Source organism: Klebsiella sp. 141198 (assembly GCF_050600785.1).
Taxonomy (GTDB): Bacteria; Pseudomonadota; Gammaproteobacteria; order Enterobacterales; family Enterobacteriaceae; genus Klebsiella; species Klebsiella aerogenes.
Genome location: NZ_JAQIRM010000001.1, coordinates 600,040 through 624,899 on the forward strand (window position 1 = coordinate 600,040; position 24,860 = coordinate 624,899).

Annotated in this window: 30 protein-coding genes and 1 pseudogene; 16 read left to right on the forward strand and 15 right to left on the reverse strand. The window is 54.3% G+C overall.

Annotated elements, in window-relative coordinates:
* Positions 1 to 34: 34 nt before the first annotated feature.
* Positions 35 to 913, reverse strand: a complete 879-nt coding sequence (locus tag PGR10_RS02920) for a DMT family transporter (protein ID WP_430922889.1) — start codon at positions 911 to 913, stop codon at positions 35 to 37.
* 98 nt (positions 914 to 1,011) lie between these two features.
* Here PGR10_RS02920 and PGR10_RS02925 point away from each other — a divergent pair, with 98 nt between their 5' ends.
* Positions 1,012 to 2,340 (forward strand): PLP-dependent aminotransferase family protein, encoded by a 1,329-nt coding sequence (locus PGR10_RS02925; RefSeq protein ID WP_430922890.1) that lies wholly within the window; start codon positions 1,012 to 1,014, stop codon positions 2,338 to 2,340.
* 181 nt (positions 2,341 to 2,521) lie between these two features.
* Positions 2,522 to 3,688 carry a YbfB/YjiJ family MFS transporter gene (locus tag PGR10_RS02930; RefSeq protein WP_045387789.1) on the forward strand — a complete coding sequence of 389 codons (1,167 nt, stop codon included), beginning with the start codon at positions 2,522 to 2,524 and terminating at the stop codon, positions 3,686 to 3,688.
* Here PGR10_RS02930 and PGR10_RS02935 read toward each other — a convergent pair.
* Complete coding sequence (locus PGR10_RS02935; protein WP_046883603.1) at positions 3,620 to 4,507, reverse strand: LysR family transcriptional regulator; 888 nt, start codon at positions 4,505 to 4,507, stop codon at positions 3,620 to 3,622. The two genes, PGR10_RS02930 and PGR10_RS02935, sit on opposite strands and share 69 nt — an antisense overlap.
* A 91-nt stretch (positions 4,508 to 4,598) precedes the next feature.
* Here PGR10_RS02935 and PGR10_RS02940 point away from each other — a divergent pair, with 91 nt between their 5' ends.
* The gene (locus PGR10_RS02940; protein ID WP_015705345.1) at positions 4,599 to 5,645 is read left to right on the forward strand and encodes an NAD(P)H-dependent flavin oxidoreductase; all 1,047 of its coding nucleotides are present in this window, start codon (positions 4,599 to 4,601) and stop codon (positions 5,643 to 5,645) included.
* Between the two features lie 18 nt (positions 5,646 to 5,663).
* On the opposite strand, the gene PGR10_RS02945 is transcribed toward PGR10_RS02940, so the two are convergent.
* The 4 genes from PGR10_RS02945 to PGR10_RS02960 are packed head-to-tail and all read right to left on the reverse strand — an operon-like array spanning position 5,664 to position 8,961.
* Positions 5,664 to 6,323 carry a methionine ABC transporter permease gene (locus tag PGR10_RS02945; RefSeq protein ID WP_161798788.1) on the reverse strand — a complete coding sequence of 220 codons (660 nt, stop codon included), beginning with the start codon at positions 6,321 to 6,323 and terminating at the stop codon, positions 5,664 to 5,666.
* On the reverse strand, positions 6,320 to 7,111 hold the full coding sequence (locus PGR10_RS02950; RefSeq protein WP_213292570.1) for a methionine ABC transporter ATP-binding protein: 792 nt from the start codon (positions 7,109 to 7,111) through the stop codon (positions 6,320 to 6,322). The genes PGR10_RS02945 and PGR10_RS02950 overlap by 4 nt, the downstream gene beginning before the upstream one ends.
* The gene (locus PGR10_RS02955; RefSeq protein WP_015366692.1) at positions 7,108 to 7,914 is read right to left on the reverse strand and encodes a MetQ/NlpA family ABC transporter substrate-binding protein; all 807 of its coding nucleotides are present in this window, start codon (positions 7,912 to 7,914) and stop codon (positions 7,108 to 7,110) included. Before PGR10_RS02955 ends, PGR10_RS02950 begins: the two co-directional genes overlap by 4 nt.
* An 18-nt stretch (positions 7,915 to 7,932) precedes the next feature.
* Positions 7,933 to 8,961 carry an isopenicillin N synthase family dioxygenase gene (locus PGR10_RS02960; RefSeq protein ID WP_113373476.1) on the reverse strand — a complete coding sequence of 343 codons (1,029 nt, stop codon included), beginning with the start codon at positions 8,959 to 8,961 and terminating at the stop codon, positions 7,933 to 7,935.
* 296 nt (positions 8,962 to 9,257) lie between these two features.
* Between PGR10_RS02960 and PGR10_RS02965 the strand changes: the two genes are divergently transcribed.
* Positions 9,258 to 9,533 (forward strand): VF530 family DNA-binding protein, encoded by a 276-nt coding sequence (locus tag PGR10_RS02965; RefSeq protein WP_047048980.1) that lies wholly within the window; start codon positions 9,258 to 9,260, stop codon positions 9,531 to 9,533.
* 6 nt (positions 9,534 to 9,539) lie between these two features.
* Here the strand turns inward: PGR10_RS02965 and PGR10_RS02970 are convergent, their stop codons facing one another.
* Entirely contained in the window at positions 9,540 to 10,499 is a 960-nt protein-coding gene (locus tag PGR10_RS02970; RefSeq protein WP_213794073.1) for an AraC family transcriptional regulator, read from the reverse strand.
* 104 nt (positions 10,500 to 10,603) lie between these two features.
* On the opposite strand from PGR10_RS02970, the gene PGR10_RS02975 reads away from it, so the two are divergent.
* Positions 10,604 to 11,803 (forward strand): MFS transporter, encoded by a 1,200-nt coding sequence (locus PGR10_RS02975; protein WP_430922893.1) that lies wholly within the window; start codon positions 10,604 to 10,606, stop codon positions 11,801 to 11,803.
* Positions 11,804 to 11,996: 193 nt separating this feature from the next.
* Here the strand turns inward: PGR10_RS02975 and PGR10_RS02980 are convergent, their stop codons facing one another.
* Positions 11,997 to 12,245 (reverse strand): hypothetical protein, encoded by a 249-nt coding sequence (locus tag PGR10_RS02980; RefSeq protein WP_015366686.1) that lies wholly within the window; start codon positions 12,243 to 12,245, stop codon positions 11,997 to 11,999.
* Positions 12,246 to 12,520: 275 nt separating this feature from the next.
* Positions 12,521 to 13,504 (reverse strand): zinc-binding dehydrogenase, encoded by a 984-nt coding sequence (locus PGR10_RS02985; RefSeq protein WP_430922895.1) that lies wholly within the window; start codon positions 13,502 to 13,504, stop codon positions 12,521 to 12,523.
* A gap of 174 nt (positions 13,505 to 13,678) precedes the next feature.
* Here PGR10_RS02985 and PGR10_RS02990 point away from each other — a divergent pair, with 174 nt between their 5' ends.
* Positions 13,679 to 14,593: a TIGR03571 family LLM class oxidoreductase gene (locus tag PGR10_RS02990; RefSeq protein ID WP_430922898.1), complete on the forward strand. Its 915-nt coding sequence runs from the start codon at positions 13,679 to 13,681 to the stop codon at positions 14,591 to 14,593.
* Here PGR10_RS02990 and PGR10_RS02995 read toward each other — a convergent pair.
* Positions 14,590 to 15,474, reverse strand: coding sequence for an SDR family oxidoreductase (locus PGR10_RS02995; protein ID WP_430922900.1), 885 nt, complete (start codon positions 15,472 to 15,474; stop codon positions 14,590 to 14,592). The genes PGR10_RS02990 and PGR10_RS02995 overlap by 4 nt on opposite strands.
* Positions 15,475 to 15,932: 458 nt before the next feature.
* On the opposite strand from PGR10_RS02995, the gene PGR10_RS03000 reads away from it, so the two are divergent.
* From PGR10_RS03000 to PGR10_RS03025, 6 genes and pseudogenes are all read left to right on the forward strand, one after another.
* The gene (locus PGR10_RS03000) at positions 15,933 to 16,118 is read left to right on the forward strand and encodes a general stress protein (protein ID WP_004143718.1); all 186 of its coding nucleotides are present in this window, start codon (positions 15,933 to 15,935) and stop codon (positions 16,116 to 16,118) included.
* Positions 16,119 to 16,207: 89 nt separating this feature from the next.
* Positions 16,208 to 16,708, forward strand: a complete 501-nt coding sequence (locus PGR10_RS03005) for a ferritin-like domain-containing protein (protein ID WP_015366681.1) — start codon at positions 16,208 to 16,210, stop codon at positions 16,706 to 16,708.
* Positions 16,709 to 16,734: 26 nt separating this feature from the next.
* Complete coding sequence (locus PGR10_RS03010; RefSeq protein WP_032705768.1) at positions 16,735 to 16,950, forward strand: hypothetical protein; 216 nt, start codon at positions 16,735 to 16,737, stop codon at positions 16,948 to 16,950.
* 24 nt (positions 16,951 to 16,974) lie between these two features.
* The gene (locus tag PGR10_RS03015; protein WP_015366679.1) at positions 16,975 to 17,481 is read left to right on the forward strand and encodes a ferritin-like domain-containing protein; all 507 of its coding nucleotides are present in this window, start codon (positions 16,975 to 16,977) and stop codon (positions 17,479 to 17,481) included.
* Positions 17,482 to 17,745: 264 nt separating this feature from the next.
* Positions 17,746 to 18,072, forward strand: a pseudogene (locus PGR10_RS03020) (alpha-amylase family glycosyl hydrolase); the annotation flags it as partial.
* Between the two features lie 22 nt (positions 18,073 to 18,094).
* On the forward strand, positions 18,095 to 18,370 hold the full coding sequence (locus PGR10_RS03025) for a hypothetical protein (RefSeq protein WP_213794120.1): 276 nt from the start codon (positions 18,095 to 18,097) through the stop codon (positions 18,368 to 18,370).
* Positions 18,371 to 18,375: 5 nt separating this feature from the next.
* Here PGR10_RS03025 and PGR10_RS03030 read toward each other — a convergent pair whose 3' ends face one another.
* Positions 18,376 to 18,822: a DUF421 domain-containing protein gene (locus PGR10_RS03030; protein WP_213794070.1), complete on the reverse strand. Its 447-nt coding sequence runs from the start codon at positions 18,820 to 18,822 to the stop codon at positions 18,376 to 18,378.
* 11 nt (positions 18,823 to 18,833) lie between these two features.
* A complete protein-coding gene (locus PGR10_RS03035) occupies positions 18,834 to 19,337 on the reverse strand; it encodes a hypothetical protein (RefSeq protein ID WP_430922901.1) in 504 nt (167 codons plus the stop codon).
* A gap of 144 nt (positions 19,338 to 19,481) precedes the next feature.
* Here PGR10_RS03035 and PGR10_RS03040 point away from each other — a divergent pair, with 144 nt between their 5' ends.
* Positions 19,482 to 19,886 carry a YdeI family stress tolerance OB fold protein gene (locus PGR10_RS03040; RefSeq protein ID WP_015366670.1) on the forward strand — a complete coding sequence of 135 codons (405 nt, stop codon included), beginning with the start codon at positions 19,482 to 19,484 and terminating at the stop codon, positions 19,884 to 19,886.
* Between the two features lie 15 nt (positions 19,887 to 19,901).
* Positions 19,902 to 20,066, forward strand: coding sequence for a hypothetical protein (locus PGR10_RS03045; RefSeq protein ID WP_015705356.1), 165 nt, complete (start codon positions 19,902 to 19,904; stop codon positions 20,064 to 20,066).
* 37 nt (positions 20,067 to 20,103) lie between these two features.
* Here the strand turns inward: PGR10_RS03045 and PGR10_RS03050 are convergent, their stop codons facing one another.
* Together PGR10_RS03050 and PGR10_RS03055 are read right to left on the reverse strand one after the other, a co-directional pair.
* The gene (locus PGR10_RS03050) at positions 20,104 to 21,249 is read right to left on the reverse strand and encodes a trans-sulfuration enzyme family protein (protein ID WP_430922902.1); all 1,146 of its coding nucleotides are present in this window, start codon (positions 21,247 to 21,249) and stop codon (positions 20,104 to 20,106) included.
* A gap of 9 nt (positions 21,250 to 21,258) precedes the next feature.
* Entirely contained in the window at positions 21,259 to 22,635 is a 1,377-nt protein-coding gene (locus PGR10_RS03055) for a pyridoxal-phosphate dependent enzyme (protein WP_430922904.1), read from the reverse strand.
* Positions 22,636 to 22,730: 95 nt separating this feature from the next.
* Between PGR10_RS03055 and PGR10_RS03060 the strand changes: the two genes are divergently transcribed.
* Together PGR10_RS03060 and PGR10_RS03065 are read left to right on the forward strand one after the other, a co-directional pair.
* Entirely contained in the window at positions 22,731 to 22,904 is a 174-nt protein-coding gene (locus PGR10_RS03060; protein ID WP_213794067.1) for a hypothetical protein, read from the forward strand.
* Positions 22,905 to 22,987: 83 nt separating this feature from the next.
* Entirely contained in the window at positions 22,988 to 23,473 is a 486-nt protein-coding gene (locus PGR10_RS03065; protein ID WP_213316046.1) for an E3 ubiquitin--protein ligase, read from the forward strand.
* Positions 23,474 to 23,523: 50 nt separating this feature from the next.
* Here the strand turns inward: PGR10_RS03065 and PGR10_RS03070 are convergent, their stop codons facing one another.
* The gene (locus PGR10_RS03070; RefSeq protein ID WP_316423879.1) at positions 23,524 to 24,858 is read right to left on the reverse strand and encodes a gluconate:H+ symporter; all 1,335 of its coding nucleotides are present in this window, start codon (positions 24,856 to 24,858) and stop codon (positions 23,524 to 23,526) included.
* Positions 24,859 to 24,860: the final 2 nt, after the last annotated feature.

The window sequence follows — 24,860 nt, forward strand, 5'->3', positions numbered from 1 at the left end:
GAGGAACACGCCTCACATCAGGCCGCCGACTATTTTAACGGGCAAAGCGCTTCGAACCGATCACGCAGAAAATGATGCCAAGCGTGACGACGACCATCAACGGGCTCACTGCTTCATGAAGGAGCAGTGCCGCCAGCGACAGACCAAAAAAGGGCTGCAATAGCTGGAGTTGACCGACCGCCGCAATACCGCCGATTGCCAGTCCCCGGTACCAGAAGATAAAACCGATCAGCATACTGAACAACGAGACATAGGCCAGCGCCGTCCATGCAGACGTACTGATACCCCTGAGACTGACGGGAAGCGTTAAGCCGCAGGCTATCAACATCAGGGGTAGGGACAGGAGCAGCGCCCAACAAATGACCGCCAGCCCGCCAAGCTCTCGGGTGAGGCGCGCCCCCTCGGCATAACCCAATCCGCAGACCACTACCGCCGCCAGCATTAGCAGGTCGCCTGAAACGGACATCCCGGCACTACCGGCCAGCGCGAAACTGGCCACCAGTACGCTGCCCAGTAACGAGAATCCCCAAAAGGCAGGGCGCGGTCTCTCACCGCCGCGGATCACCGCGAAAACCGCCGTCGCCAGCGGCAATAAACCAATAAAAACAATTGAGTGTGCGGATGTCACCCGCTGCAGCGCCAGCGCCGTCAGCAGCGGAAAACCGATGACCACGCCGCCGGCAACCAGCGCCAGTGAACGCCATTGTCCCGCCTGCGGGCGCGGCAGGCGTAAAACCCAGATCAGGCCCAGCGCAAGCACCCCGGCAATCGCCCCACGACAGAAAGTCAGGAAAAACGGATCGAATTCCTGCACGGCGATGCGGGTGGCGGGTAGCGAGCCGCTAAAAATAGCGACGCCGATAAAGCCGTTTATCCAGCCGGATATGGAAGTGGAAGCGCGATGGTTGTGCACGTGTGACCTCTTTGTAGTAATCGTTAAGGTGGTTGACCGGGTCGATAGTAGGTCGCACAATCCATGACAATCAAATAATTGTCATGGATACAATGACGATGAAAAACCGCTATAAATCTCTGGTTGATCGCTATGCGGCAGCAATCCGCAGCGGTGCGCTGGCGGCTGGCAGCCAACTGCCGACCCATCGGCAATTGGTCGTTGAACACGGAATTTCTCTGGCTACCGCGACGCGGGTCTACAGTGAACTGGCGTTAATGGGGCTGGTCAGCGGCGAAACGGGACGCGGCACCTTTGTGCGTGAACTGAGCTTGCCGCCGGGACTGGGTGTCGATCAGCACGCCATTGCCCCGGATATGATCGATCTTAATTTCAACTCTCCGGCGTTGCCGGAACAAACCGTTCTCCTGCGCGAGGCATTAAAAAAACTCTCTGGCGCGGGCGATCTGGAAGCGTTGTTACGCTATCAACCGCACGCCGGACGCATGAGCGAACGGGAAATAGTGGCCCAGCATCTTAACAGACAGGGTATGGCGGCCAGCGCCGGGCAGGTCGCTATCGTTAACGGCGCTCAGCATGGGCTGGCGGTCACGCTCGGCGGCCTGCTGCGTCCCGGCGATGTGGTTGCGGCAGATGCCTTGACCTATCCGGGATTTCGCGCTCTCGCCAGGCTCTATCAACTTGAACTGGTTGCTATTCCGCACACAACACAAGGGCCGGATCTCGATATGCTTCGCAGCCTGTGTGAAAAACGGCGGGTAAAAGCGATTTACACCATGCCGACGCTGCATAACCCTCTTGGCTGGGTAATGAATCTGGCGCAGCGTAGTCAACTGGTTGATATTGCCCGCCAGTTCGATTTGTTCATCATTGAGGATGCCGCCTATGCGTGGTTGATTGAAAACGCGCCGCCGCCGCTGATGTCGCTGGCGCCTGAGCGTACGGTCTATGTGTGCGGTTTTTCAAAAAACATCGCCACCGGTTTACGGGTTGGCATGGTGGTATGCCGCGAAGCGTTAATGCCGGCGATAGAGCGGACGATCCGCGCCACCAGCTGGAATACGCCGGCCTTAACGACGGCGCTGGTCTGCGGCTGGATCCAGGATGGGACGCTGGCCCGGCTCGAAACCATAATGCGCGCAGATGCGCGGCGGCGGCAGGCCATCGCCCGTCAGGCGTTGGCTGGCTTACCAATGATCGGCAATGAAAATGCCTGGTTCCTTTGGCTGCCGTTGGGCGAGGAGATCCGCGCCGATCGCGTCGTGAAACAGCTGCTAACCATGAATATCGCTATTTCCACCGCCGAACCTTACAGCGTCGGTCGTGATGTGCCGCATGCTTTGCGTCTGGCGCTGGCGTCACCGAGCCTCGATAAACTGAGCGCTGCGCTGAAGATAATGCGGCCTATTATCGAGTACGGCGTTTAACGACCGTGCGCTTTTGACAACCATCCTTCGTCGCTAACCGAAGTATCCTCTGGTTGGTGCTTTTACTCTTTGCCCTGGCGCGGCGGCTTGCTCGTCGCATCACGCTAATACATAATAAAAAGAGAATTAAAATTAATTAATATTCTCTTTTTAAGATTAAACTGTGCGAGGGGTAACGCAGATGCGACAAATCAGGCCGGAGATAAATGCTTTCTTATTAGCGATGGCAGGGGCGACGGTATTAATGATTGGTATGGGTTACGGCCGCTTCGCCTTCACCGGGATCCTGCCGGTGATGTTAAGCGATCAGATCCTGACGCTGCGTCAGGGGAATCTGGCCGCCTCTGCTAATTATGCCGGGTACCTGCTGGGGGCATTGTTACTGGCGAAGGCAAAGCCGGAGCAGGCGACCAGAATGAATATTGTCTCGGTCATTCTGACGCTAATTTGTCTGGCGCTACTGGCCTGGCTGCGTTCGCCGCTGGCTATCATTATCCTGCGCGGGTTGGCCGGGGTACTCAGCGCGGTAACGCTTATCTCCGCCTCGTTATGGCTACTGCAACATATGAAACATCATAACGGCGCGCCGGTGCTGTTTGCCGGTGTCGGGATGGGGATCTTTTTGTCGGCGGAGTTTATTGCCGCCGGTAAAGCGCTGGCGTTTAGCAGTCAGCAAATCTGGCTACTGTGCGCCATCACGGCGACGATGCTGTTTTTATGCGCCTTGCGCGGATTATTAAGCCCGGCGGATTCGCTGCTGGCGTTAAACAGCGGGCCCGCAACAACGATGCCGAGCGACAATGGGCGCATGAGCGATGCGGTAAAATTGCTGCTGATTTATGGCCTCGCGGGCTTCGGCTACATCATCACCGCGACCTATTTGCCGCTGTTTTTGCACGGCGCGCTATCGGGTATCGACCCGGTGCACCTGTGGGCGGTATTTGGTCTCGCGGCGGTACCTTCCTGTTTTATCTGGCACCAACTCGTACTGAAAATTGGCTATCAGCGGGCATTTTGTAGCAATCTCGTTATCCAGGCCTTCGGCGTGGCCTTACCGGCGTGGAGCCACTCATTCACCTTTTGTTTGTTGAGCGCGCTGCTGGTTGGAGCGACCTTCCTTGGGACGGTAACCATCGCCTTGTCAGAGGGCAAGCGGCTAAATCAGGCGGTAAAATTTAATATGATCGCCGCGCTAACGGCGACTTACGGCGTCGGACAGATAATCGGGCCGCTGGTCGCCGATGGGTTATACAGCCTGACGGGATCGTTTAACCCTTCACTATTGACGGCCAGCGGCGTGTTGCTGGGAGCCGCCGGGCTGGTTGCCTGCGGCCGGCGCCAGCAATAACTGGCGCAGGGCGTCGAGAATCGGCGATACATACCCGCGGCGCCAGATAAGCTGGGTGGCGGCCTGGGTGACGTATTGCGTCTGGCAGCCTGCGGGTAGCGTGAGCAGGGCCAGAACGCTTTCCGGGAGCAAACAGGCGTAGCGACCAGTGGCGACGTTAGCCATCATCGCGTGATAGGAGCTGACATCGACGATGTCCACGTGTGCTCCCGTCTGCTGCAGATACTCGATGCCGCGCTGGCGGTAGGAACATCCTGCCGGGAAGGCGGCAAAACGGTAGTTGCGCCCCTCGACAGGGGCGATAAGGACCAGTTGTTCGATAAAAAGCGGGAGATATTCAAGCGTCTGTGGGCATTGAAGGCTGCCGTCCGGACCGGCCGGCAGTGAAACCAGCGCGCAGTCCAACGTGGAGTTTTCGACCAGTTCAGTCAGCTGACGGGTGGGCATGGTACGCAATGTCAGGTCGGCGTCCGGGCAGCGTTGCTGAAACAGCGGCAATATGGCCGGCAGGCGGCTGGCGGCACAGGCTTCCATCGCGCCGAGCTTTAACGTTCCCGCGGGCCGAGCCGGGTGCAGCGCCAGTTTGGCTTCTTCGGCAAGGCTTAAAATTCGCCGCGCGTAGCTGAGGAAGTTTTGCCCGGCGGGAGAAAGCAGCATCTTCTTGTTTCCGCGTACGAAAAGCTCGGCTTCCAGCTCCTCTTCAAGCTGCTGAATGCGCGTGGTGATATTGGACTGCGCGCGACCAAGTTGTTTCGCCGCCTGAGTGACGCTTTGGGTTTCGGCCACCAGTTTAAAGATCAGTAATGTGGTGTGGTTCATATTTTTCTTCTCAATATGACAATATGGTTGATCTTAACATCTTAAAAAGAGATGGTTAATGCCTCACATCGCAAATTGCACAGGATCGCCAATGAATCAGCATTTACCGCGATTACTTAATATTCGTTATCCGATTATTCAGGCGCCGATGGCAGGGGTGTCGACACCGTCCCTGGCTGCAGCGGTAAGCAACGCCGGAGGATTGGGTTCGCTGGGGCTCGGCGCGTCGACGGTTACGCAGGCGCAGGCGCTTATTGAACAAACCCGGCAGCTCACCGATCGTCCCTTTAACGTCAACCTTTTCTGTCATACGCCGTCGCGCCGCGATGCCGTTCAGGAAGCGCAGTGGCTGGCGCGGTTGGCTCCGGCGTTTGCCCGTTATCACGGCACGCCGCCGAAACAGCTTAACGAGATTTATCAGACCTTCCATCAACATCAATCCATGCTCGATATGCTGCTTGAACAGAAGCCGGCGGTGGTGAGTTTTCATTTTGGCGTGCCGTCGTCAGAGGTTATTCGCCGCTTCCAGCAACAGGGAACGGTGACGATGGCGTCCGCCACCTGCGTCGACGAAGCGCGATTAATTGCGCAAGCGGGTATTGATGTCGTTATTGCGCAAGGGTATGAGGCCGGTGGCCATCGGGGGATTTTTGACCCACACGGCGACGATCGTCAAATGAGCACCTTCACTCTGCTTCAGGCTCTAAAGCAGGCTGTCGATTTACCCATTGTCGCCGCCGGCGGCATTATGCATGGGGCGGCGATAGTCAGCCTGATGCAGCTCGGCGCGTCGGGCGTTCAGCTGGGAACCGCATTTTTATTGTGCCCGGAAGCGGCTATAGATAGTGGATATCGACAGGCGCTCACGCAAAATAGTGACGTTGTCACATTTTTGACAGCGGCTATTTCGGGTCGGCCAGCACGCTGCGTTAAAAATAGCTGGCACGAAATCGGCGAAGGAGAAATTCCCGCCTATCCGCTCGCTTATGATGCCGGAAAAGCGCTGGCGACGGCGGCAAAAGCGCAGGGCGATCATGGTTTCGGCGCGCACTGGGCGGGACAAGGGGTGGCGATGATCCGCGAAATGCCGGCGGCAGAGCTGGTCAGGGTTCTCGTGGAGGAAGGCGGCCTGCAGTAGCCGCCTGCGAATGAGAACTTAGCGGCGATGGGCAAGCTGTCGTACCAGCCTGTCGCCGATCATTTGTACGCCCTGAACCATCACCACCAGAATCAGTACCGTACCGACCATTACCTGATCGTTAAAGCGCTGATAACCGTAGCGAATCGCCAGGTCCCCAAGACCGCCGCCGCCAATGACGCCCGCCATCGATGAAAAGCCAATCAGCATCACGATAGTCAGGGTGATCCCGGCAAGCAGGGTCGGTAGCGCCTCCGGCAGCAGCGATTTAAAGATAACGTGCCACAGATTACCCCCCATCGACAGAATGGCTTCAATGCGTCCGTAATCCACTTCGTCGAGCGCGTTTTCGGTCAGTCGCGCGAAGAACGGAAAAGCGCCGATGGTAATCGGCACGACGGCGGCGGTGCTGCCTAAGGTGGTGCCGATAATCAAACGCGTGAAGGGGATCAGCGCAATGAGCAGTACAATAAACGGCAGCGAGCGGCCAAAATTGATAATCGCCCCCAGCAGCGCATTCAGTTTCGGCATCGGCGCCAGGCCGTTGCGCCGGGAGACAAACAGTAACACGCCGACCGGCAGGCCGATTAAAATGGTAAACAGCGCCGCCAGCCCTACCATATAGAGGGTTTCCAGGCTGCCTTCCCATAATAAGGGCCATAAATCTTCCCAGCTCATGCGACTACGCATAAAGGCCTCCCGTGAAAGCCGTGGCGGGCGAGGAAATCCTGCTCCGCCTGCGGATTATGCAGTAACGACTGACGTAATCTGGACCAAGGCGCCACCAGCAGGTCGGCGATTTTCCCGCTCTCGATGACTTCGCCATGCTCCAGCAGCGCCGCGTGATCGCACAGCGTTTTGACGACTTCCAGCTCATGGGTAATAAGCACAATGGTCAGATTGAGCCGCTGATTGATATCGGCCAGTAACGCCAGCACCGAGGCGGTGGTTTCCGGATCGAGGGCGCTGGTTGCTTCATCACATAGCAGCACATCCGGGCCGGCCGCCAGCGCGCGGGCGATGCCGACGCGCTGCTTTTGACCGCCGGAAAGCTGGGATGGAAAGGCGGTTGCTTTATCCGCCAGTCCAACCAACTCCAGCAACTCGAGCACGCGTTCGCGGCGCGCACGTTTGTCGACACCGGCGATTTCCAGCGGTACCGCGACGTTGTCAGCCACGTTGCGGGCATGCAGCAGGTTGAAGTGCTGGAAGATCATTCCGGTACGCAGACGGTGCTGACGTAAACCGGCTTTGTCTAACTGAGTGATATCTTGCCCGTTCACCACAATCCGGCCCGTAGAGGGCCGTTCGAGTAAATTGAGACAGCGGATCAGCGTGCTTTTGCCTGCGCCGCTGCGCCCGAGAATGCCATAAATCGCGCCTTTCGGGATCTGCAGCGACACGTCGTTCAGCGCCGGTCGGCCTGTTCCGGCATAGGTTTTACTCAGCCCGACGACCTCAATCATGATTGCGGCGCAACCGGGATAACCGAGCCGTTATAGTTTTTGCGAATAAACTCGGCAACCTGCGGCGAGGTGAGATCTTTGGCCAGCGCTTTAATGCGTGGGTCATTAGCCAACTGCGGCGTCGTCACCAGGATATTGGCGTAAGGGTTGTTATTCGCGCTCTCCAGTCCTAACGCATCTTTCGCCGGTACCAGTCCTGCTTCCAGCGCGTAGTTGCCGTTAATGACCGCTAAATCGACATCGTCTAAGGAACGCGGGATCTGCGGCGATTCAATTTCTAGGATCTTCAGATGTTTGGGGTTTTCCACGATATCTTTCGGGGTAGCCAGGGTGGTCGCCGGGTTGGTGAATTTAGCGCCGAGTTTGATTAATCCCTGGCTTTGTAGCAGGAACAAGGCGCGACTGAGATTGGTAGTGTTGTTCGGCACCGCGACGGTCCCGTTTTCCGGGACGGAATTAAAGTCTTTGTGCTTACGGGAATAAATACCCAGCGGTTCGATATGCACCGTAGCGGCGACGGCAAAGGTCTTACCCAGCGCTTTTTCCTGATCCTTCAAATAGGGAACGTGCTGGAAGTAGTTGGCATCAACATCTCCATTCGCCAGCAGCTCGTTGGCGTTAACGCCGCTGGTGAGTTCAACCACTTTGATATCGAGGCTGGGATCGATTTTTTTGATGTAATTGAGGATCTCAGCGTGCGGCACCGGGTCAGCGGCAACGCGCAGCGCGGCAGCCTGCGCGGATGTCCATGCCAGAGAAAGAGATAAAGCGACCCCTGCCAGTTTGAATGCGGCATATTTCATGTTGTTATCCTTATTAAATTAAACGATCAGTTGCTCAGTACGTTCGCGAAAAACATCCTGGTAATAACGTTCGGCGACGTCTGGGTGGGAACGCAGCCGCCCTTTGAGGTAATTCCAGCCAACATCCCGCAGCAGCGGATTTTGCGGATCGCTATCCGGGCCGAGCGCTTCCTGCGCCAGATGGGCGGGCAGGCGGTACACCGGCACTACGGCATCGAGCTGTGCGCCAAGAAAGAAGGCGATAGAGAGGCGTTCCTGTTCTGCCGGCGGCGAGACCACGCGATGAACGGTGGCGCGCAGGTAACCGTTAGTCGCCAGCTCAAGTAGCTCGCCGATATTCACCACAAAGCTGCCCGCCAGCGGCGTGGCATCGATCCAATGGTCCGGCGCGACTTCCACCTGCAGTCCTTTTTGCTCGTCCTGTAACAGGAAGCTTAAGAATCCAGAATCTTTATGCGCCCCAACGCCTTGGGCGCTTTTCGTTTCACGCTGGCCAGGGTAGCGAATCAATTTGATATGTTCATTCGGCTTATCGCCATACAGCGCGTCAAAGGCGTCGGCAGGCAACTGTAGCGCTTCGGCAAACGCGCGCAGCAAGGTCATCCCGACGCCGGTCATCGCCTGCTGCCAGCCCAGCAGAGTGGGTTTCAGCGACGGTAGCGCGGCGGGCCATAAATTCGGTCCCTGCAGGCGCTGCCAACGTGGCGCGTTTTCGGCGAGGGTTAAAGCCGGGCGTTCAGCGCCGATATCAAACTGTTCGCGCCAGTCCGGCTGGCCGCGAGTGAGCTCGGAAGCCGCGCGGTTATAGCCGCGAAAGTGCGGGGAGTGAATCATCGCCACCTGCTGCTTTTCGCTATCATCAAGGGCAAAAAAGCGTCGTGCCTGGCGTTGAACTTCAGTTTGCAATCCGGCGTCCACGCCGTGATTAATAAGATAAAAGAAACCAATATCGCGAGCGGCCTGGCGGAGGTCGGCAAGAAAACCGGCCTTTTCAGCAGGATTGGTATAGCGGGCCAGATCGAGAATCGGCAAAGTTGTGGCGTTCATTGTGTTCTCCGAGAACGGGATACGGGTCATTGGCTATGAAGTGATTCTGGGTTCGGCAACAACAACGGCGCATGATGATTTCCTCTGTCGGGTAGATGCGCTCAGCTTGCCTTAGCGCAATTTTTTCGACCAATAACGTTCTTTTCTAATTTATGACCGCGGTGGGTTCAGTGCTTTTGCGAAAAACAGATAAGGAGTGGGGAAACCGCGTGGATGTGATGTAAAAAAGTGGCGGGATGTTGCATGATGCCGCCGCGGTCCGTATGGTGAGCGAAATTTTTCATGCAGGAAAAACAATGCACACGTCAAAAGATCCGCTTCACGGCGTGACGCTCGAAGCGTTACTCACTGACCTTGTGGCCAGATATGGCTGGGATGAACTGGCCAGACACATCAAAATCAACTGTTTTAAAAGCGATCCGAGCATTAAGTCGAGCCTGAAATTTCTGCGCCGCACGCCGTGGGCGCGTAAAGAAGTGGAAAACTTTTATCTCGATTCGCTGGAAGGGCTTATCGACAAATCTACCGCCTCTGCCGACGCTGGCCCGTGGGCCAACTGGCAGAAGAAATAACGCTTATCAGGTTACCGCTTGTTCATTGACCCCATTGCGTAGCGCTCCCGGCGCTTTGCCGGTAATGCGTTTAAAGGCGCGGCTAAAGGCGGCGAGCGAGTTGTAGCCGAGGCGGAAGGCGACTTTTTCCAGCGCTTCGCCTTCATGGCTGATGTATTGTACCGCCAGGCGCATGCGTAATTCCGTCAGGTAGCGGGCCGGCGTGGTACCGGTGGCGGTGAGAAAACGTTCGGCGAACACCGAACGCGACAGTCCGGATTCGCGGGCTAAGTCCTCTACCTTCCAGTTGACGCCGGGCTGTTGATGCATAGCGTATATCGCGCGCGAAAGCTTCGGGTCACGCAGTACCTGTACCCAGCCGGTGGCGTTACCGCAGCCGCATTCCACCCAGGCGCGGACGATCAGCGCCGCGACGACGTCGGCGAGACGTGCCAGAATACCGGCATAGCCCACCTGACGCGTCAGGGATTCACGCTCCATTGCCGCCAGCAGCGGCTGAATTTCCGGGCGGGTGCTTAACAGGCTACTGACCAGCATCACCTCCGGCATGGCCCGAACCAGCGGCTGCATTCCGCCTAATTCAAAATCCATACATGCGCTGAAGATAACCGCATTCTCTTCGGTATTAACGCAGCCCGCGTTTTTGATGCAGGAAACCGTCCCGCAGACCGGTTTGCTGTCGAGCTCCATCACGTTCACCCGCGCGGCTTTGCTATCTGAGAGCAGAGCGTGCGCGTCGCTATTGGGAATAAACACGGCATCACCGCTCTCAAGCGAGAACTGTTTGCCGTTGCTCATTTGTAGCAGCAGCGGGCCGCGGCTGACGAAATGAAACTGCGCTTTGCCAGGAACCGAATTAAACTCCACGCCAAAAGGACGCGAGGTTTCAATCCGTCGGTATTTCACTCCCGACAGCCGCATGCCCTGTAGCAGCTCGCTGGTCAGATCTAACGTTTGCAGGCTCATCTTTTTTCCGGACGAATAATCAATAATTGCAGAGTATGTATCATATATCGTCTTAACGGAAGCCACTAAGCTTGGCGAATGTTAATGATTCTGGAGAGATGTATATGAGTTCTTGCATTGTCGCTGAAGAGAGCGCAGTTAACGCCCGCCCGGCGTGGCGCGCCGTGTATGCGCTGGCGCTGGGGGTCTTTGGCCTGATCGTCGCTGAATTTCTACCGGCCAGTTTACTGACGCCGATGGCCAGCAGTCTTGGCGTCAGCGAAGGGATGGCCGGACAGGCGGTGACCGCCACGGCGTTAATCGCTCTGGTGACGGGGTTGTTGATTACCTCTGCAACCCGCAATATCGACCGGCGTTGGGTACTGATGTTCTTTTCCGTATTGCAAATCATCTCCAGTCTGATCGTGGCCTTTGCCGGTTCACTGGAGTTACTGCTGCTGGGACGCCTGCTGCTTGGTATCGCTATCGGCGGCTTCTGGGCGATGTCGACGGCAACGGCGATGCGGCTGGTACCGGCGGCGATGGTGCCGAAAGCGCTGGCGATTATCTTCTCGGCGGTGTCGATTGCCACCGTAGTGGCGGCGCCGCTGGGTAGCTATCTTGGCGCGCTCATTGGCTGGCGTAACGTCTTTATCATCTGCGCCGTACCGAGCCTGGTCGCGCTACTGTGGCAGCTATGGGTACTGCCGTCGATGCGTCCGGAGAGCGCAGGCAGTTTCAGTACGTTGTTTAAAGTGCTGCGCCGGCCAGGGATGGTTGGAGGCCTGCTGGCTTCGATTTTGATTTTTGGCGGCCACTTCGCTTTCTTTACCTATCTGCGGCCATTTCTCGAAACCGTGGCGCTGGCAAGCGTAGAAGGGGTGTCGTTGATTTTGCTGGGGTTCGGCGTGGCCAACTTTATTGGCACCTCGCTTGCCGGGCATCTGCTGGCGCGCAGTTTGCGGATGACGCTGGCGCTGGTTCCACTGGCGATGAGCGTGCTGGCGCTGATGATGGTGCTGTATGGTCATATTGCGCTACTGGATGGCCTGTTGGTCGCCCTGTGGGGATTTGCATTCGGCCTGGTGCCGGTGGCCTGGTCAACCTGGCTTGCCACTACGGTACCGGATGAAGCGGAAAGCGCAGGGGGATTATTAGTCGCGGCGATCCAGCTGGCCATTAGCGCCGGGGCTGCCGGCGGTGGGGCAATATTTGATATCAGCGGCGCCAGCGGCGTATTTACCGGCAGCGGGCTGTTATTATTAAGCGCCATGCTGATTGTCTTTATTGGCGTCAGGGTGACGCCGCCGGTCAGAAACAATTAATGATTAAACGCGCCGACTGGCGCGTTTATTTTTCTTCAGGCGCAGCGAGTACTCATTTTATTTTTATAAAACGAGCGGGTAATTGATGAGTTGAAAACTATTTATGCTTTCCCGCATGAATGCGGCTGCTGGCCTCAGCGTTTTGTCAGGTGGCTTCCATCACAGATTGGGCGCTATGTTATTAATTATTCTGTTAAATAGCGTCTGTCAGTTGGTCAACGATAACTTTACCGCTGTTATCAAACTGGGTAATGCGGAAATTGACATTCCACGAGCGACGAGTATTAAATTTATCAAACAGGGAGACGCGGCCTTTTTTCTTACCCTCTTTATTGAGGATCACCCACTCAGTCACTTCGGTATACTGCTGGCTAGGTTGATGACCGCTTTGTTGTTCAACTAATTGGTCTTCAGAATCCAGTTTTAAATAATCGCGTAACATTTTGCACCTCTTTGTTAATGTTTTTTTAACGTTACTCCTTTTTTTGATTCTTTCAATCTGAATTTTTAATCGACAGTGGTAACTATTAGGTAGCAATCTAGCTGTTATATTTTCGGTAATACTCTGCTGAATCCCAGGCTCTTGTAACCATTCAGCACCACACCGACCTACGGAAGAGAAGCGATGGATGCCTCATCCAGCGGAAAGAGGTCCGTTGGATGTGGCATTGATTACCCGGTTTTTGGGATTGAGGTTATTCATCGTGCTGATGAATATTACAGCACCGCTACGTACTTAATACCGTTATTGTTCTGTTTTAGCCTTTCCAGCGCCTGTGGGAGCTCGTCGAAACTGACGCTTTCTATCGGCGGCATCATCAGTTCGCCGCGGCCAATTTGCTGCAGCATGTTTTCCCCGGCCTGACGTAATCGACTCCACTGCCTCTGGGTTCCGTAAGGATGGATTGCCGCAAGCGCGACTTCATGCAATGAGATACTGGTAGTAAATGCCGGTAGCGGCGCGTGCTCGAGCCGGTCCTGTATACAGACCAGATGGCCGTAGTAGCCGAGCAACCCAGCAAGCGAAAGAGCATTTTGCTGATTTACGGTATCGAAAGCGGCATACAGCGATTTACCCGCCAGCGCGCGTTTTAGCTCCTGCGGCCAGGAAGTATGGTGATAATCAAAGGCCTGAATCACCCCACGAGCCAGTAGTTTCGGGTGATGCGTGGCGCTGGCCGTGACGTAGACGTTAGCGCCACTCTCAATCAGTAATTGGCTTAGCAGACTGCCGGCAGCGCCGCCGGCGCCGCTGACCAACACATTCTCGCCAGCCGGAAGGGGGATCTTTTGCGCTGCCTGCCACGCTGTCAGACCAGGGCACGGCAGCGCCGCAGCGGTAAGGTCGCTAATGTGGTCGGGAACTGCAATCACCGCCTGGGCGCTGACTAACGTATGGCGGGCAAAGCTACCGTCAAAACGCAGGTCGGTGTGATACATCACACGCGTGCCGGGACGAAGGTGACGGGCGTTGCGGCCAACGGCGGTAATCACCCCCATACCGTCGACGCCGGGGATCTGATCCTCCTGCCAGGCGTCGGAGAGACCGGCCATCAGCTTCCAGTCGACCGGATTAAGACCAATGGCGCGGTTCTCGATCAGCACCTGATCGTCAGCGGGCGTGACTAATGTTTTCTCATGGCGTTCAAGCAGAAGCGGGGAGGCGTGCTTTTTCCACAGCCAGGCGTCGGTTTTTATCATTGTTTCTTCCTCTGGTGTTGGTGAGCGGTCCATTAAAACAAAATCAGAACTAAAGATAATTCCATAAATAGCAATTATCTATTGCGATTAGTGCTGTTTATCGCAATAGCATTCCATGAAACACTTTGCTCATATTTTCAACGTGATACCGCCCGGCGGTTGACGGAGTGACTCATGAGCATCGAAAAATTAACCCAGCAGCCGCTAACGATTGGCGTTGAACTGCCGCTGGACAATGACTGGTCGACCAGCGGACAGCTAAAACGGCAGCGCGACGGGCGACCGTTTGGCGTGCCGGATATGAGCGAGCACGCGGAGCGCATTAAACTGGCGGATACGCTCGGGTTTCGAGCTGCCTGGATCCGCGATGTTCCGCTGTACGATCCGCAGTTTGGCGATGCGGCTAACGTCTTTGAAGCCTTTACCTACCTCGGCTATTTATCGAGCCTGACGCAAAATATTTTGCTGGGCACGGCGGCGGTTGTGCTGCCGCTACGTCAGCCATGGCTGGTACGTAAAGCCGCCGCCACGGTGCAGGCGCTCAGCGGAGACCGGCTGCTATTGGGCATCGCCAGCGGCGACAGGCCGGTCGAATACCCGCTATTTGGTGAAGACTACGCCAGCCGCGGCGAGCGTTTCCGTCACGGCGTGAGCGTGCTGAAGGGCGAGACCGATCGTCAGCTGGCGCCGGGCCTGGAGTTGCTGCCAGCCAAACCGACCCCGCCGCTGCTGGTTGCTGGTTTGGCGCAACAAACGGCGCAATGGGTAGGCAGCAATATGGATGGCTGGCTTGCCTATCCAGGCCAGCCTGACGAGCACGTTAGCCGCGTCAAGCTGTGGCGCCGGGTAGCGGGCGAGAAACCCTATATCAGCTTTATCCATCTGGATCTGCAAGATGACCCCAATGCGCCGATTCAGCGCCATCGTTTCGGCATCAGCAGCGGCCGCCATGGTCTCATTCAGGAATTAAATGCGATGCGCGATGCCGGCGTGAACCATATCGGTCTGCATTTTCGTCGCAACCAGCGTCCGCTGGCCGAGACGATGCAGGAGATTGGCGAACTGGTGCTGCCGGCATTCCATTATTAAAGTACGCCGTCACCGCCGTCTGAACACCAGACCTGGCCGGAGGCATACGAGCAGGCATCAGAGGCGAGAGTCACATACAACGGGGCGATCTCAACGGGTTGCCCTGGCCGCCCCAGCGGCGTATCGCCGCCAAAGTTTTGCACTTTTTCCGCCGGCTGTCCGCCGCTTGACTGCAGCACCGTCCAGTACGGGCCGGGAGCGACTGCATTGACCCGGATCCCACGCGGCCCTAACTGCTTAGCCAGCGATTTAGTGAATGCCACCAGGCAGGCCTTGGTCTGGGCATAATCCAGCAAAATAGGGCTCGGTTTAAAAGCCTGTACCGAAGAGGTGTTGATAATCACGCTTTGGGCTTTGAGGTGCGGCAGCGCGGCTTTGGTTATCCAGAACGGCGCATAGACGTTGGTTTTGAAGGTTGCATCGAAATCGGCGGTGGTGAGTTGCTCAATTTTTTCACAGTATTGCTGACGACCTGCATTGTTCACAACAATATCCAAACCGCCAAGACCGCTTACCGCTTTTTCCACCAGCGTTTCACAGAAGGATTCCACGCGAATATCGCCCGATATCGCCACCGCCGTACGGCCTTCCGCTTTGATAAGCGCGATGACGGCGTCCGCATCGCTCTGTTCTTCCGGAAGATAGTTAATGGCAACATCCGCGCCTTCGCGGGCAAAGGCGATGGCCACGGCGCGACCAATACCGGAGTCTCCGCCGGTAATCAGCGCTTTCTTACCCTGTAGTCGTCCTGACCCGCTGTAGCTGACTTCACCATGATCCGGTGTGGGTTCCATTTCGGCGGCCAGGCCGGGAGGCGTTTGCGGTTGATCGGGGAAAGGGGGGTGTGGCCAATGGTTGGTACGCAGTTTGTCATTATCCATAGCAATCTCCTTCACAGAAAAGAGTAATGATAGAAGGTATGCGGTTGTTGCGATAAATGTAAATCTTTGCCCAATGGGTATATTCCAGATTTTCTTTAGCCAACATACTGATATAAGGCGATTTATATGTGATTATTCATTTTATTATTTTTCGGATTATTCAATGAAATATTTAAAAATAGAATATTTAATCTTATTTACAGTTCTTTTTGCTCATTCGTCAGGCACTAAAAATTCTGGCTTTGCCGGCGCGTTTATTTCATCTGATTAATATGATCTTAGCGAGATATTGGTTATTTTTGTCGTTCCGTTATTTATTTTTGTATTAATTATGTAATGACTGTTAATATATTTTATTTGAGTTGCATATTTCACTTATTGCTCCAGACTTAACTCTCGACGGCGATGATTTAGAGCGTTAAATCATCTTTTACTAACCAAGCTAAAAGGTAAACGTTATGGCAGAGCACAGAGGTGGTTCAGGTAATTTTGCAGAAGACCGGGAAAAAGCATCTGAAGCCGGACGTAAAGGCGGACAGCACAGCGGCGGGAATTTTAAAAATGACCCGGAACGTGCATCCGAAGCCGGTAAAAAAGGCGGTAAAAACAGCCATGGCGGCGGCCGTAAATCCGGTGATAGCTAGCTTGTGAATATAAGTAATTTGATCTGGTAGCTGCTGTTAAAAATACCCTGCGGGTCATCCGGCCCGCAGTTTTTTAAAAGGTGTGACTTATGAAAATACAAACCATTGAAGATATTTTTATCCATTTATTATCGGATACCTACAGCGCGGAAAAACAGTTAACCCGCGCGCTGGCTAAGCTATCCCGCGCCAGCGCATGTGAAGAGCTACAAACGGCATTCAGCGCTCACCTCGAGGAAACGCAGGGCCATATAGAACGTATCGATAAACTTCTCGAACAGAATGATCAAATTCGCCTGAAACGGATGAAGTGTGTGGCGATGGAAGGGCTTATCGAAGAGGCCAACGAAGTGATCGAAGCGACGGAAAAGAACGAGATCCGCGATGCTGCGCTGATAGCCGCCGCGCAGAAAGTTGAACACTATGAAATTGCGGCCTACGGTACGCTGTGTACGCTGGCGGAGCAGCTCGGCTATAAAGCCGCGGTGAAACTGCTGGCGGAAACGCTGGAAGAAGAAAAAGACGCTGATATGAAATTAACGGACATCGCCGTTGGACACGTCAATCAGGATGCCCAACAGTCCGCTTAATCCTATCTAAGGCATCAGGCAAAAAAATGAGTCTTAGTCCGGTTGTAATAAAAAGGTGTCATCTCGTCGCGGCGATAATGTGGTTTGTACTGGCTATACCGTCGGTAATATGGTGGAAAGACAGTGTCCTGTGGGTCATCATTATTAGTATTTATGCAAATATTGTCGGCCACTTATCCGGGTATAGCGCAGCGCGAGCCGACCAGGCCGCAGAAGAAAATGAAGATAAGGCTGAAGAGTAATTATCTTGTTATAAAGAGGTTGTTATGACTGATATTGAAAATTATCACGATTGGTTGCGTGACGCGCACGCTATGGAAAAGCAGGCCGAATCGATGCTTGAATCGATGGTCAAACGCATCGACAGCTACCCGGAATTATGCACCCGCCTTGAGCAGCATCTTTTTGAAACCCGTCGGCAAATTACCGTGCTGGATGATATTATTGCGCGCAACAATATTTCCCGCTCGGTTCTTAAAGACTCAATGAGTAAAATCGCCGCGATGGGACAATCTATTGGTGGAATGTTTCCACAAGATGAAGTGGTGAAAGGGGTGATCAGCGGTTACGTTTTCGAGCAGTTTGAGGTCGCCTGTTATACCTCCTTATTAACCGCCGCGCAAAAGGTCAACGATCATGATTCGATTGCGGATTTAGAAAGTATTCTGGCGGAAGAGAGAGGCATGGCCGAATGGTTGCTGCAACATATTCCGGATATTACCGAGCAATATATTATTCGCTCCGAAACGCCGGGTTTTGATGCCAAGCGTTAGCGGCAAAAGGTCTGTAAATGCTTCGTCTCCTTGCTATCTTGTCGCGTATTAACGATAGCGCGCCGCCGCTGACGGCAGCAGGGCGGCAAATTACGTTAGAGATAAATTTTGACGCGCACTGTCAGTGCCCGTCGTTGACCCCGAGGCAGCAAATTCTGGTAGATAAACTGGCCAGACGCTCGAAGCCCGCGCAGAGAAAATAAGAGCTTATATCTCGGGTATGCTTCGGGCGCTCGTGATGTTCTGCTGATACGAGGGGGAATAATGCCTCGCCAACCGTGGTTTCAAAACGCTGTAATTTATCAGGTTGATACCTCGCTGTTTTATGATGCCAATGGTGATGGCTGTGGCGATCTGGCCGGGATAAGGCAAAAACTCTATTACTTACGTAGCTTTGGGGTGACGGTATTGTGGTTAACCCCCTTTTATCTGACGCCATTTCTTGATGACGGTTACGACGTGCAGGATCATCTGCAGCCCGATCCGCGTTTTGGGCAAATCAGTGACGTTATTCAACTGATTGATGAGGCGCGGGAACTGGGGATACGCGTTATCATTGAGTTGGTTATCCAGCATACCTCTTACCGCCATAGTCGCCTCAATTGATCTGAACATGGCATTTCGCCATGGTGTAGTGGTCACTGAGTACTTGAGTATTATTGATTCATTGCTGGCTGGTGGTCGGAAATATCCGAGAGTACTTATTATGGCTAACAGGCGACATTATTTATTATGGCAATGGCCAAATTTCATGACAACGCTACAATTTATCATTCAATGCCGCAAAGTTGGAGGTGGTATGTATATTAATTATGTTACTGAAAAAGAAGAGGACGACCCGACACGGGCACCTGAGTCAGGCGATAAACAACCGGAACGCGATAAGTAACGTCTCTACGCTTCGGTCGGAATGATTGAAATCTGGCCGTTACGTTCGAGGATCGCAAATTTAATCTTCTCAAGTTGATATATACCATGGTGCTGTCGCGCGGCGAGCAATATGTCATCCACAGAGATATTGACCATTTTCATTTTATCGTCAGCGACAACACCATTTTCTACGACGATCGTCGGCGAACCATCAAGATAATTCTCAGCCTGCGCAAAGCGCTTCTTAATATAGCCAAATAAAATATCCACGCTGACCAGCGTAACAATAGTCAGCATTGAACCGGTAACAGAATAGTCGGTGCTGAGCATGGCCTGCTGGGTGGCCTCACTGATAATCAGCAGTAAAATCAGATCAAAACTGGTGAGTTGCATAAGCGTTCTTCTGCCAGCAACTTTAAAAATAATCAATAAGATAAGATAGATTGCGACGGCTCTGAGCACCATTTCCATCGTTGTGGCTCCTACGGAAAGACAAATTGGTTAAAGGTGACGGCGGGTTGCCGGTTCGCCTGCAGTGTCGTGGAAAGGTTGCCAAATGTTTTTGGCGTGATAGATAACCACAGCGAAAGCGGCGCGCCACTGCTATTTTCATTGTAAACCAGGATCAGATGACCGTTAGCGCTGTACATTTTATCGGGCTGCGGTCGAATATCGCCAATTTGGTAATGGCTTAATAACGTGGGTGAGAAATCCACTGAGGTATGAGTGAGGCCACTGTTTTTTACCTGAACATTGACTTCGGTTTCGCTCATTAGCCTGGCAAAACGGTCATAGTCTACCGTTAATGATGAAGCTGAATTCTCATGATGGGCGGAGCTCAGGAAGCCAGATGAAAATAAACCGCATAATGCAGCAATGATAATAATGGCGAGAAAAACTACCCCATAGCGCCGGAAGTTATACTCGAAGCGTAACGCCTGTAGATTCTCGTTTATCTCTGGCGGTTCCTGTTGATTATTGTCCATCTTTCGGCTCCAGCATGATGTTTATATTCAACGATACGATAGCGACGTTGTTATTTTAGCTGATATCAGAATTATTGACGTTGTTAAAATCGCTATCCGCGGCCAGACTTTAATAACAGTCATGCTGACATGAAAGGTGAAATAATGAGGAAAAAGCTAATCGCGACACTCTGTTTGTTACTCACCGCTGGCGTCTGGGCTGAAGAAAAGGGCGGTTTTAAAAACGATGCCGCACCGCCGCCGCCGCACCAGCTGGATGACGGCTATCGCGGTATGGAGGATGGCCGGATCATGACCATTGAGCAGGCGAAAACCATGCACGACGGCGCGACTATCTCCCTGCGCGGCAATGTGATTAAGCATGAAGGCGACGACCGCTATCTGTTCCGTGATAAGACCGGAACCATTGCGGCCATAATTCCGGCAGCCGTTTTCGATGGCCAGGACATCAAGCCAGACAAACTGGTGAGCATCAACGGAAGCCTGGATAGCAAAATGACGCCGCCGCTGGTGCGGGTTGATAAGCTGCGCAAACAAGCGCCCAATTAACCGGAGAGCCTGAGTATGAGCAGAGCGCATCACCATGAACTCGATAAACGCGGTAAACACCCGGCGCGAGAAGAGCCGGGTAAACACGGTGAGATCCCGCGGAAACGGGATGATAGCGACGATCACCGAAGCGATCCCTATCATCCGACGGAAAACGCCAAAGCGGTATGTTTCTGCTGAGGGTAATGAAACCCCGCGCGGCGCGCGGGGTTAGCGTTTACTCACGTAGCGCGTTTCGCCAGTCAGCAATCAGGTCCTGCGGATCTTCAATACCTACCGAGAGTCGGATCAACTGCGGCGTTATGCCATTCGCCAGCCGCTGTTCCAGCGGAATGGAGGCGTGGGTCATGCTGAATGGCTGGCTCACCAGGCTTTCCACGCCCCCCAGGCTTTCCGCCAGGGTAAATAACCGTAGCTTCTTGATGATGCGCCCGGCGTAGTCATCATCTCCCTTGACCACAATGGAAATCATACCGCCTGGCAGGGCCATCTGTCGGCGAGCCAGAGTGTGATGAGGATGGCTGGCGAGCCAGGGGAACCAGACTTTCTCGACCTGCGGCTGCTGCTCCAGCCATTCCGCCAGCAGCAGAGCGTTGCTGCTATGACGTTCTACCCGCAAAGCCAGAGTGCGAATGCCGCGCAGGGTCAGGAAGCTGCTGAATGGGTCAAGTACGCCGCCGACGGCGTTTTGCAGATAGCCCAGCTTCTCCGCCAGCGCGGGGTTGTCGCCAACCACCGCCAGACCGGCAACGACATCCGAATGTCCATTGAGATATTTGGTCGCTGAATGGACTACGATATCAAAGCCCAGCTCGATAGGGCGATGGATGACCGGCGAAGCAAAGGTATTATCGGTGACGCTGATAATGTTATGTTGACGGGCAATCGCGGCAATGGCCGCAAGATCCGCCAGCTTGAGTAACGGATTGGTCGGCGTTTCCACCCAAATCATCCGCGTATCAGGGCGGATCGCGGCTTCGATGCCTGGCAGATCGTCAGGTTTGACCCAGGTCACCTGCAGACCGGCGCTACGACGGCGAACATTTTCGATCAGCCGGTATGTGCCGCCATAGACATCATCTACCGCCACCAGATGACTATCCTTATCCAGCAGTTCCAGTACCGTGGAAATGGCCGCGAGGCCTGAAGCAAAAGCAAAACCCCGGCTACCGCTTTCCAGCTCCGCGATGGCCGTTTCCAGCGCGTGGCGGGTTGGATTACCACTACGTGAATATTCATAGCCGGTATGCTGACCCGGCGCGGGCTGGGCAAAGGTGGAGGTGGCGTAAATTGGTGGCATCACCGCGCCATGCTGGTCGTTAAAAATGCCGCTATGGACGCTGAGCGTCTGTAAGTTTTTCATGTTCGTTCCTTATTGTTCCAGTCGGTTACGCCAGGTGGTCAGGACGTCGCTACGGGTGATCAGGCCGATAAACCGATCGTTATCGGTGACGACCACGACGTGTCCACGGTCGAAGATATCTTTAAGCGCGCTTTCCGGGGCGTGCTTATCCAGGGTTTCGACATGGCGGGTCATCGCCTCTCTGACCGGCAGCGCGAAACGCCGGCTGTCGCCCTGGACGTGGCTTATCAGATCCCATTCATCGACGATGCCAACCACGTGGCCGTTTTCAAGCACCGGCAGTTGTGAGAAATCGTACAGGCGCATACGAGCAAGGACGGCAGCCAGCGTATCGTCGGGCGCGGCGGTGACGGTTGCGCCTTCGTCATGACGCAGGGCGATAAAATCGCTAAGATCGCCGCGCGTCGGGCGGCTTAGCAGACCTTGCTGGCGCATCCAGTCGTCGTTGAACATTTTCGACAGGTATTTGTTGCCGCTATCGCAGGCGAAGGTAACCACCCGTTTAGCGGTGGACTGCGCCCGGCAGTAGCGCAGGGCTGCTGTCAGCAGGGTGCCCGTTGACGATCCGGCGAGGATGCCTTCCACTTGCAGCAGCTGCCGGGCGGTGGCGAACGCTTCACGATCGGTCACACGCCACGCTTTGCGTACTTTCTCCAGATGGGCGAGCGGGGGAATAAAATCTTCGCCGATCCCCTCCACCAGCCAGGAGCCGGTTTCGCCGTATTGCCCGGTCTCTACCTGGTCCGCCAGAATCGAGCCCGCAGGATCGGCAAGAATAAATTCGGTTTTCGGCGAATGTTGCGCAAACCACGCCTGCAAACCGCCCAGGGTACCGCCTGAGCCGACACCGACCACCACGGCGTCAATATCGCCATCGAGCTGCTCAAACAGCTCCGGCGCGGTAGTGGTGGCATGAGCTAACGGGTTGGCTTCATTGTTGAACTGGTCAATATAAAACGCGCCCGGCGTTTCCTCCGCCAGACGGCGGGCGTAGTCCTGATAATAGGCGGGATGACCTTTGTTGACGTCCGAGCGGGTTAACTGCACGGTGGCGCCGAGCGCACGCAGATGGAAAATTTTCTCGCGGCTCATTTTGTCCGGCACCACCAGGATCAGTTTGTAGCCTTTCTGCGCGGCAATCAGCGCCAGCCCCAGCCCGGTATTACCGGCGGTGGCTTCAATGATGGTGCCGCCGGGGCGCAGTTTTCCCTGGCGCTCGGCTTCATTAATCATCGACAACGCCACGCGATCCTTTATCGAACCGCCGGGATTTTGGTTTTCCAGTTTCAGGAACAGGCTGCACGGGCCGGTATCCAGTTTATGCAGTTGTAACAGCGGGGTATGACCAATCAGGTCGCTTACAGAGTGAAAGAGTGACATAACCATTTACCCATTCGTATCGAGATAGCTGAATGGTAGAACTGTAAAAACGGCATTTTAAAGAACATAAATCTGCTGTTTAGCGCAAAATGGAATATAAGATGCTTTTTAGCCATCCAGAAGGAAAGCAGGTTATCCGCCCGGGCGTATTGATTGCTGGAATAGTGGTTTTTTGTCTTGTTTTTAAGCAAATTAGCCGCCGTCGTTGGCTGATCTATGCATTTTCCGGCAAAGCATTACTGAAAATTATCGATAGCTTGACTCTCCAGGCATAGCGATTATAAATAAATTGACTGTGCCGATACGGCAAGGCTATGACCGTCACTGGATTACCACCTGGACCGATAAGGGAATACTGATGAAACTGTGGAATAAAACGCTGATTACCTCTGCATTGTGCCTGGCGTTGTTTGGCTGCGATGACTCATCGAAAGTCGACAATAAACTGGATCAGGCCAAAGATAACGCGGAACAAATTAAAGATGCGGCCGCCGATAAAGCGCGGGCCATTAAGCAAGAAGCGGATAAGCAGATCGACGACATCAAAACGCAGGCCAATAATGAAGCGGATAGCCTGAAAAACCAGGCCAGCAGTATTAAATCTGAAGCCGACAAGAAGGCCGACGCGATTGCCCAGGATGCGAAAAATAAAGCGGATGCGGTAAAACAGGATGCGCAGCAAAAAAGCGATGCGATCATGAAAGAGGCGGGAAAAATTAAAGATAACGCTATCGTTGAAGCCAACCAGCTTTCCGCTGATGCCGCCAATAAAACCAAAGAAATAAAAGAGAGTATCGCGCCGGAGCAAGCGCCAGCGCAGCAGGCGCCGGCCAGCCAGCAGTAATATACTGGACTGCTACCGCGGCGATACCATTCTCGCCGCGGTGTATTTTATCAGGAAATAAACAGACTCAGTAATAACACCATCAACAGACCCACCACCGAGTTGATTAGCTCCAGTAAGCCCCAGGTCTTAAAGGTATCGCGCATCGAGATGCCAAACGTTTCCTTAAAGAGTAAAAAGCCGCCGTCATACATCAAAGTAATGGTATTGCTACCGCAGGCCACCGCCAGGCACATCAGCGCTGGATTAAGATGAAATGCGGTAACCATCGGCGAAACAATCCCGGCTGAAGTAATTGCCGCCACGGCGCCCTGGCCGGTAAGAATACGAATAATAGCCGTAATCAGCCAGGCGATGATAAACGGCGACAGCGGGACGTGGCTCATCATCGTGACGATATGGTCGCCGACGCCGGAATCGATAATAACCTGTTTAAGAATGCCGCCGGCGCTGATGACGAACAGGACGTTGGCAATTCTGGCGACCGAATCCGTTACGCAGTGGTTAACCTGAACGGCGTTCATACCGCGGCGGCAGCCAAGCAGCCAGATTGCGGCGCCGGTCGCCAGCAGCATGCTAATTTCCGCGCTACCGAGGAACTGGAAGAATTTTGCCGCAGAAGAGGCCGCGCCAAACAGCGACTGAATCAGCGAAGACGCAATCATTAATATCGCGGGGATCAGCGGAATAGCAATGCTGACCGCAAACGACGGCAGCGCCTCGGCAGGTTTCTCCTCCTGCGGTTTAATCATGGCATTCAGCTTCATCTCGCGGATACCCGGAAGCCAGGCGGGTAACAGGATCCCCGCACAGAACAGCGCCGGGACTATCACGATAATGCCGTACAGATAAACCTGAACAATATCCGCCTGGAAGGCACTGACTAATGCAACCGGCCCCGGCTGTGGCGGAAATAAACTATGGCCCATGGTGGCGCCGACGACCGTCGGTATAACCAGTTTCATCCACGGGATATTGGCTTTGCTGGCGATGTTGAGAACCAGCGGCATGGCAATCAAAAACGCCACTTCATAAAACATGGCGATGCCGAAGATGACGCCGATAAACATCAAGCCGACCGCCAGATAACGGGTACCGCAACGCCTGATGACCGTATCGGCAATCTGCTGGCTGGCGCCGGATTCAGTCATAAATTTGCCGATGATAGCGCCGAATATAATGATCAGCGCCAGGTGTCCCATTATTCCGCCCAGTCCTTGCTGAACCATCGAGACGATTTTATCGAGGGGCACGCCCTCCATAATGGCGACAAACAGGCCGGCAATTAACAAGGCGAAAATATTGTGGACTTTGTATTTCAGATTCATGATGACCAGTAGCGCAATACCGACCACCACCCATAGCAGAGCCAGGGCTGGAGACATGG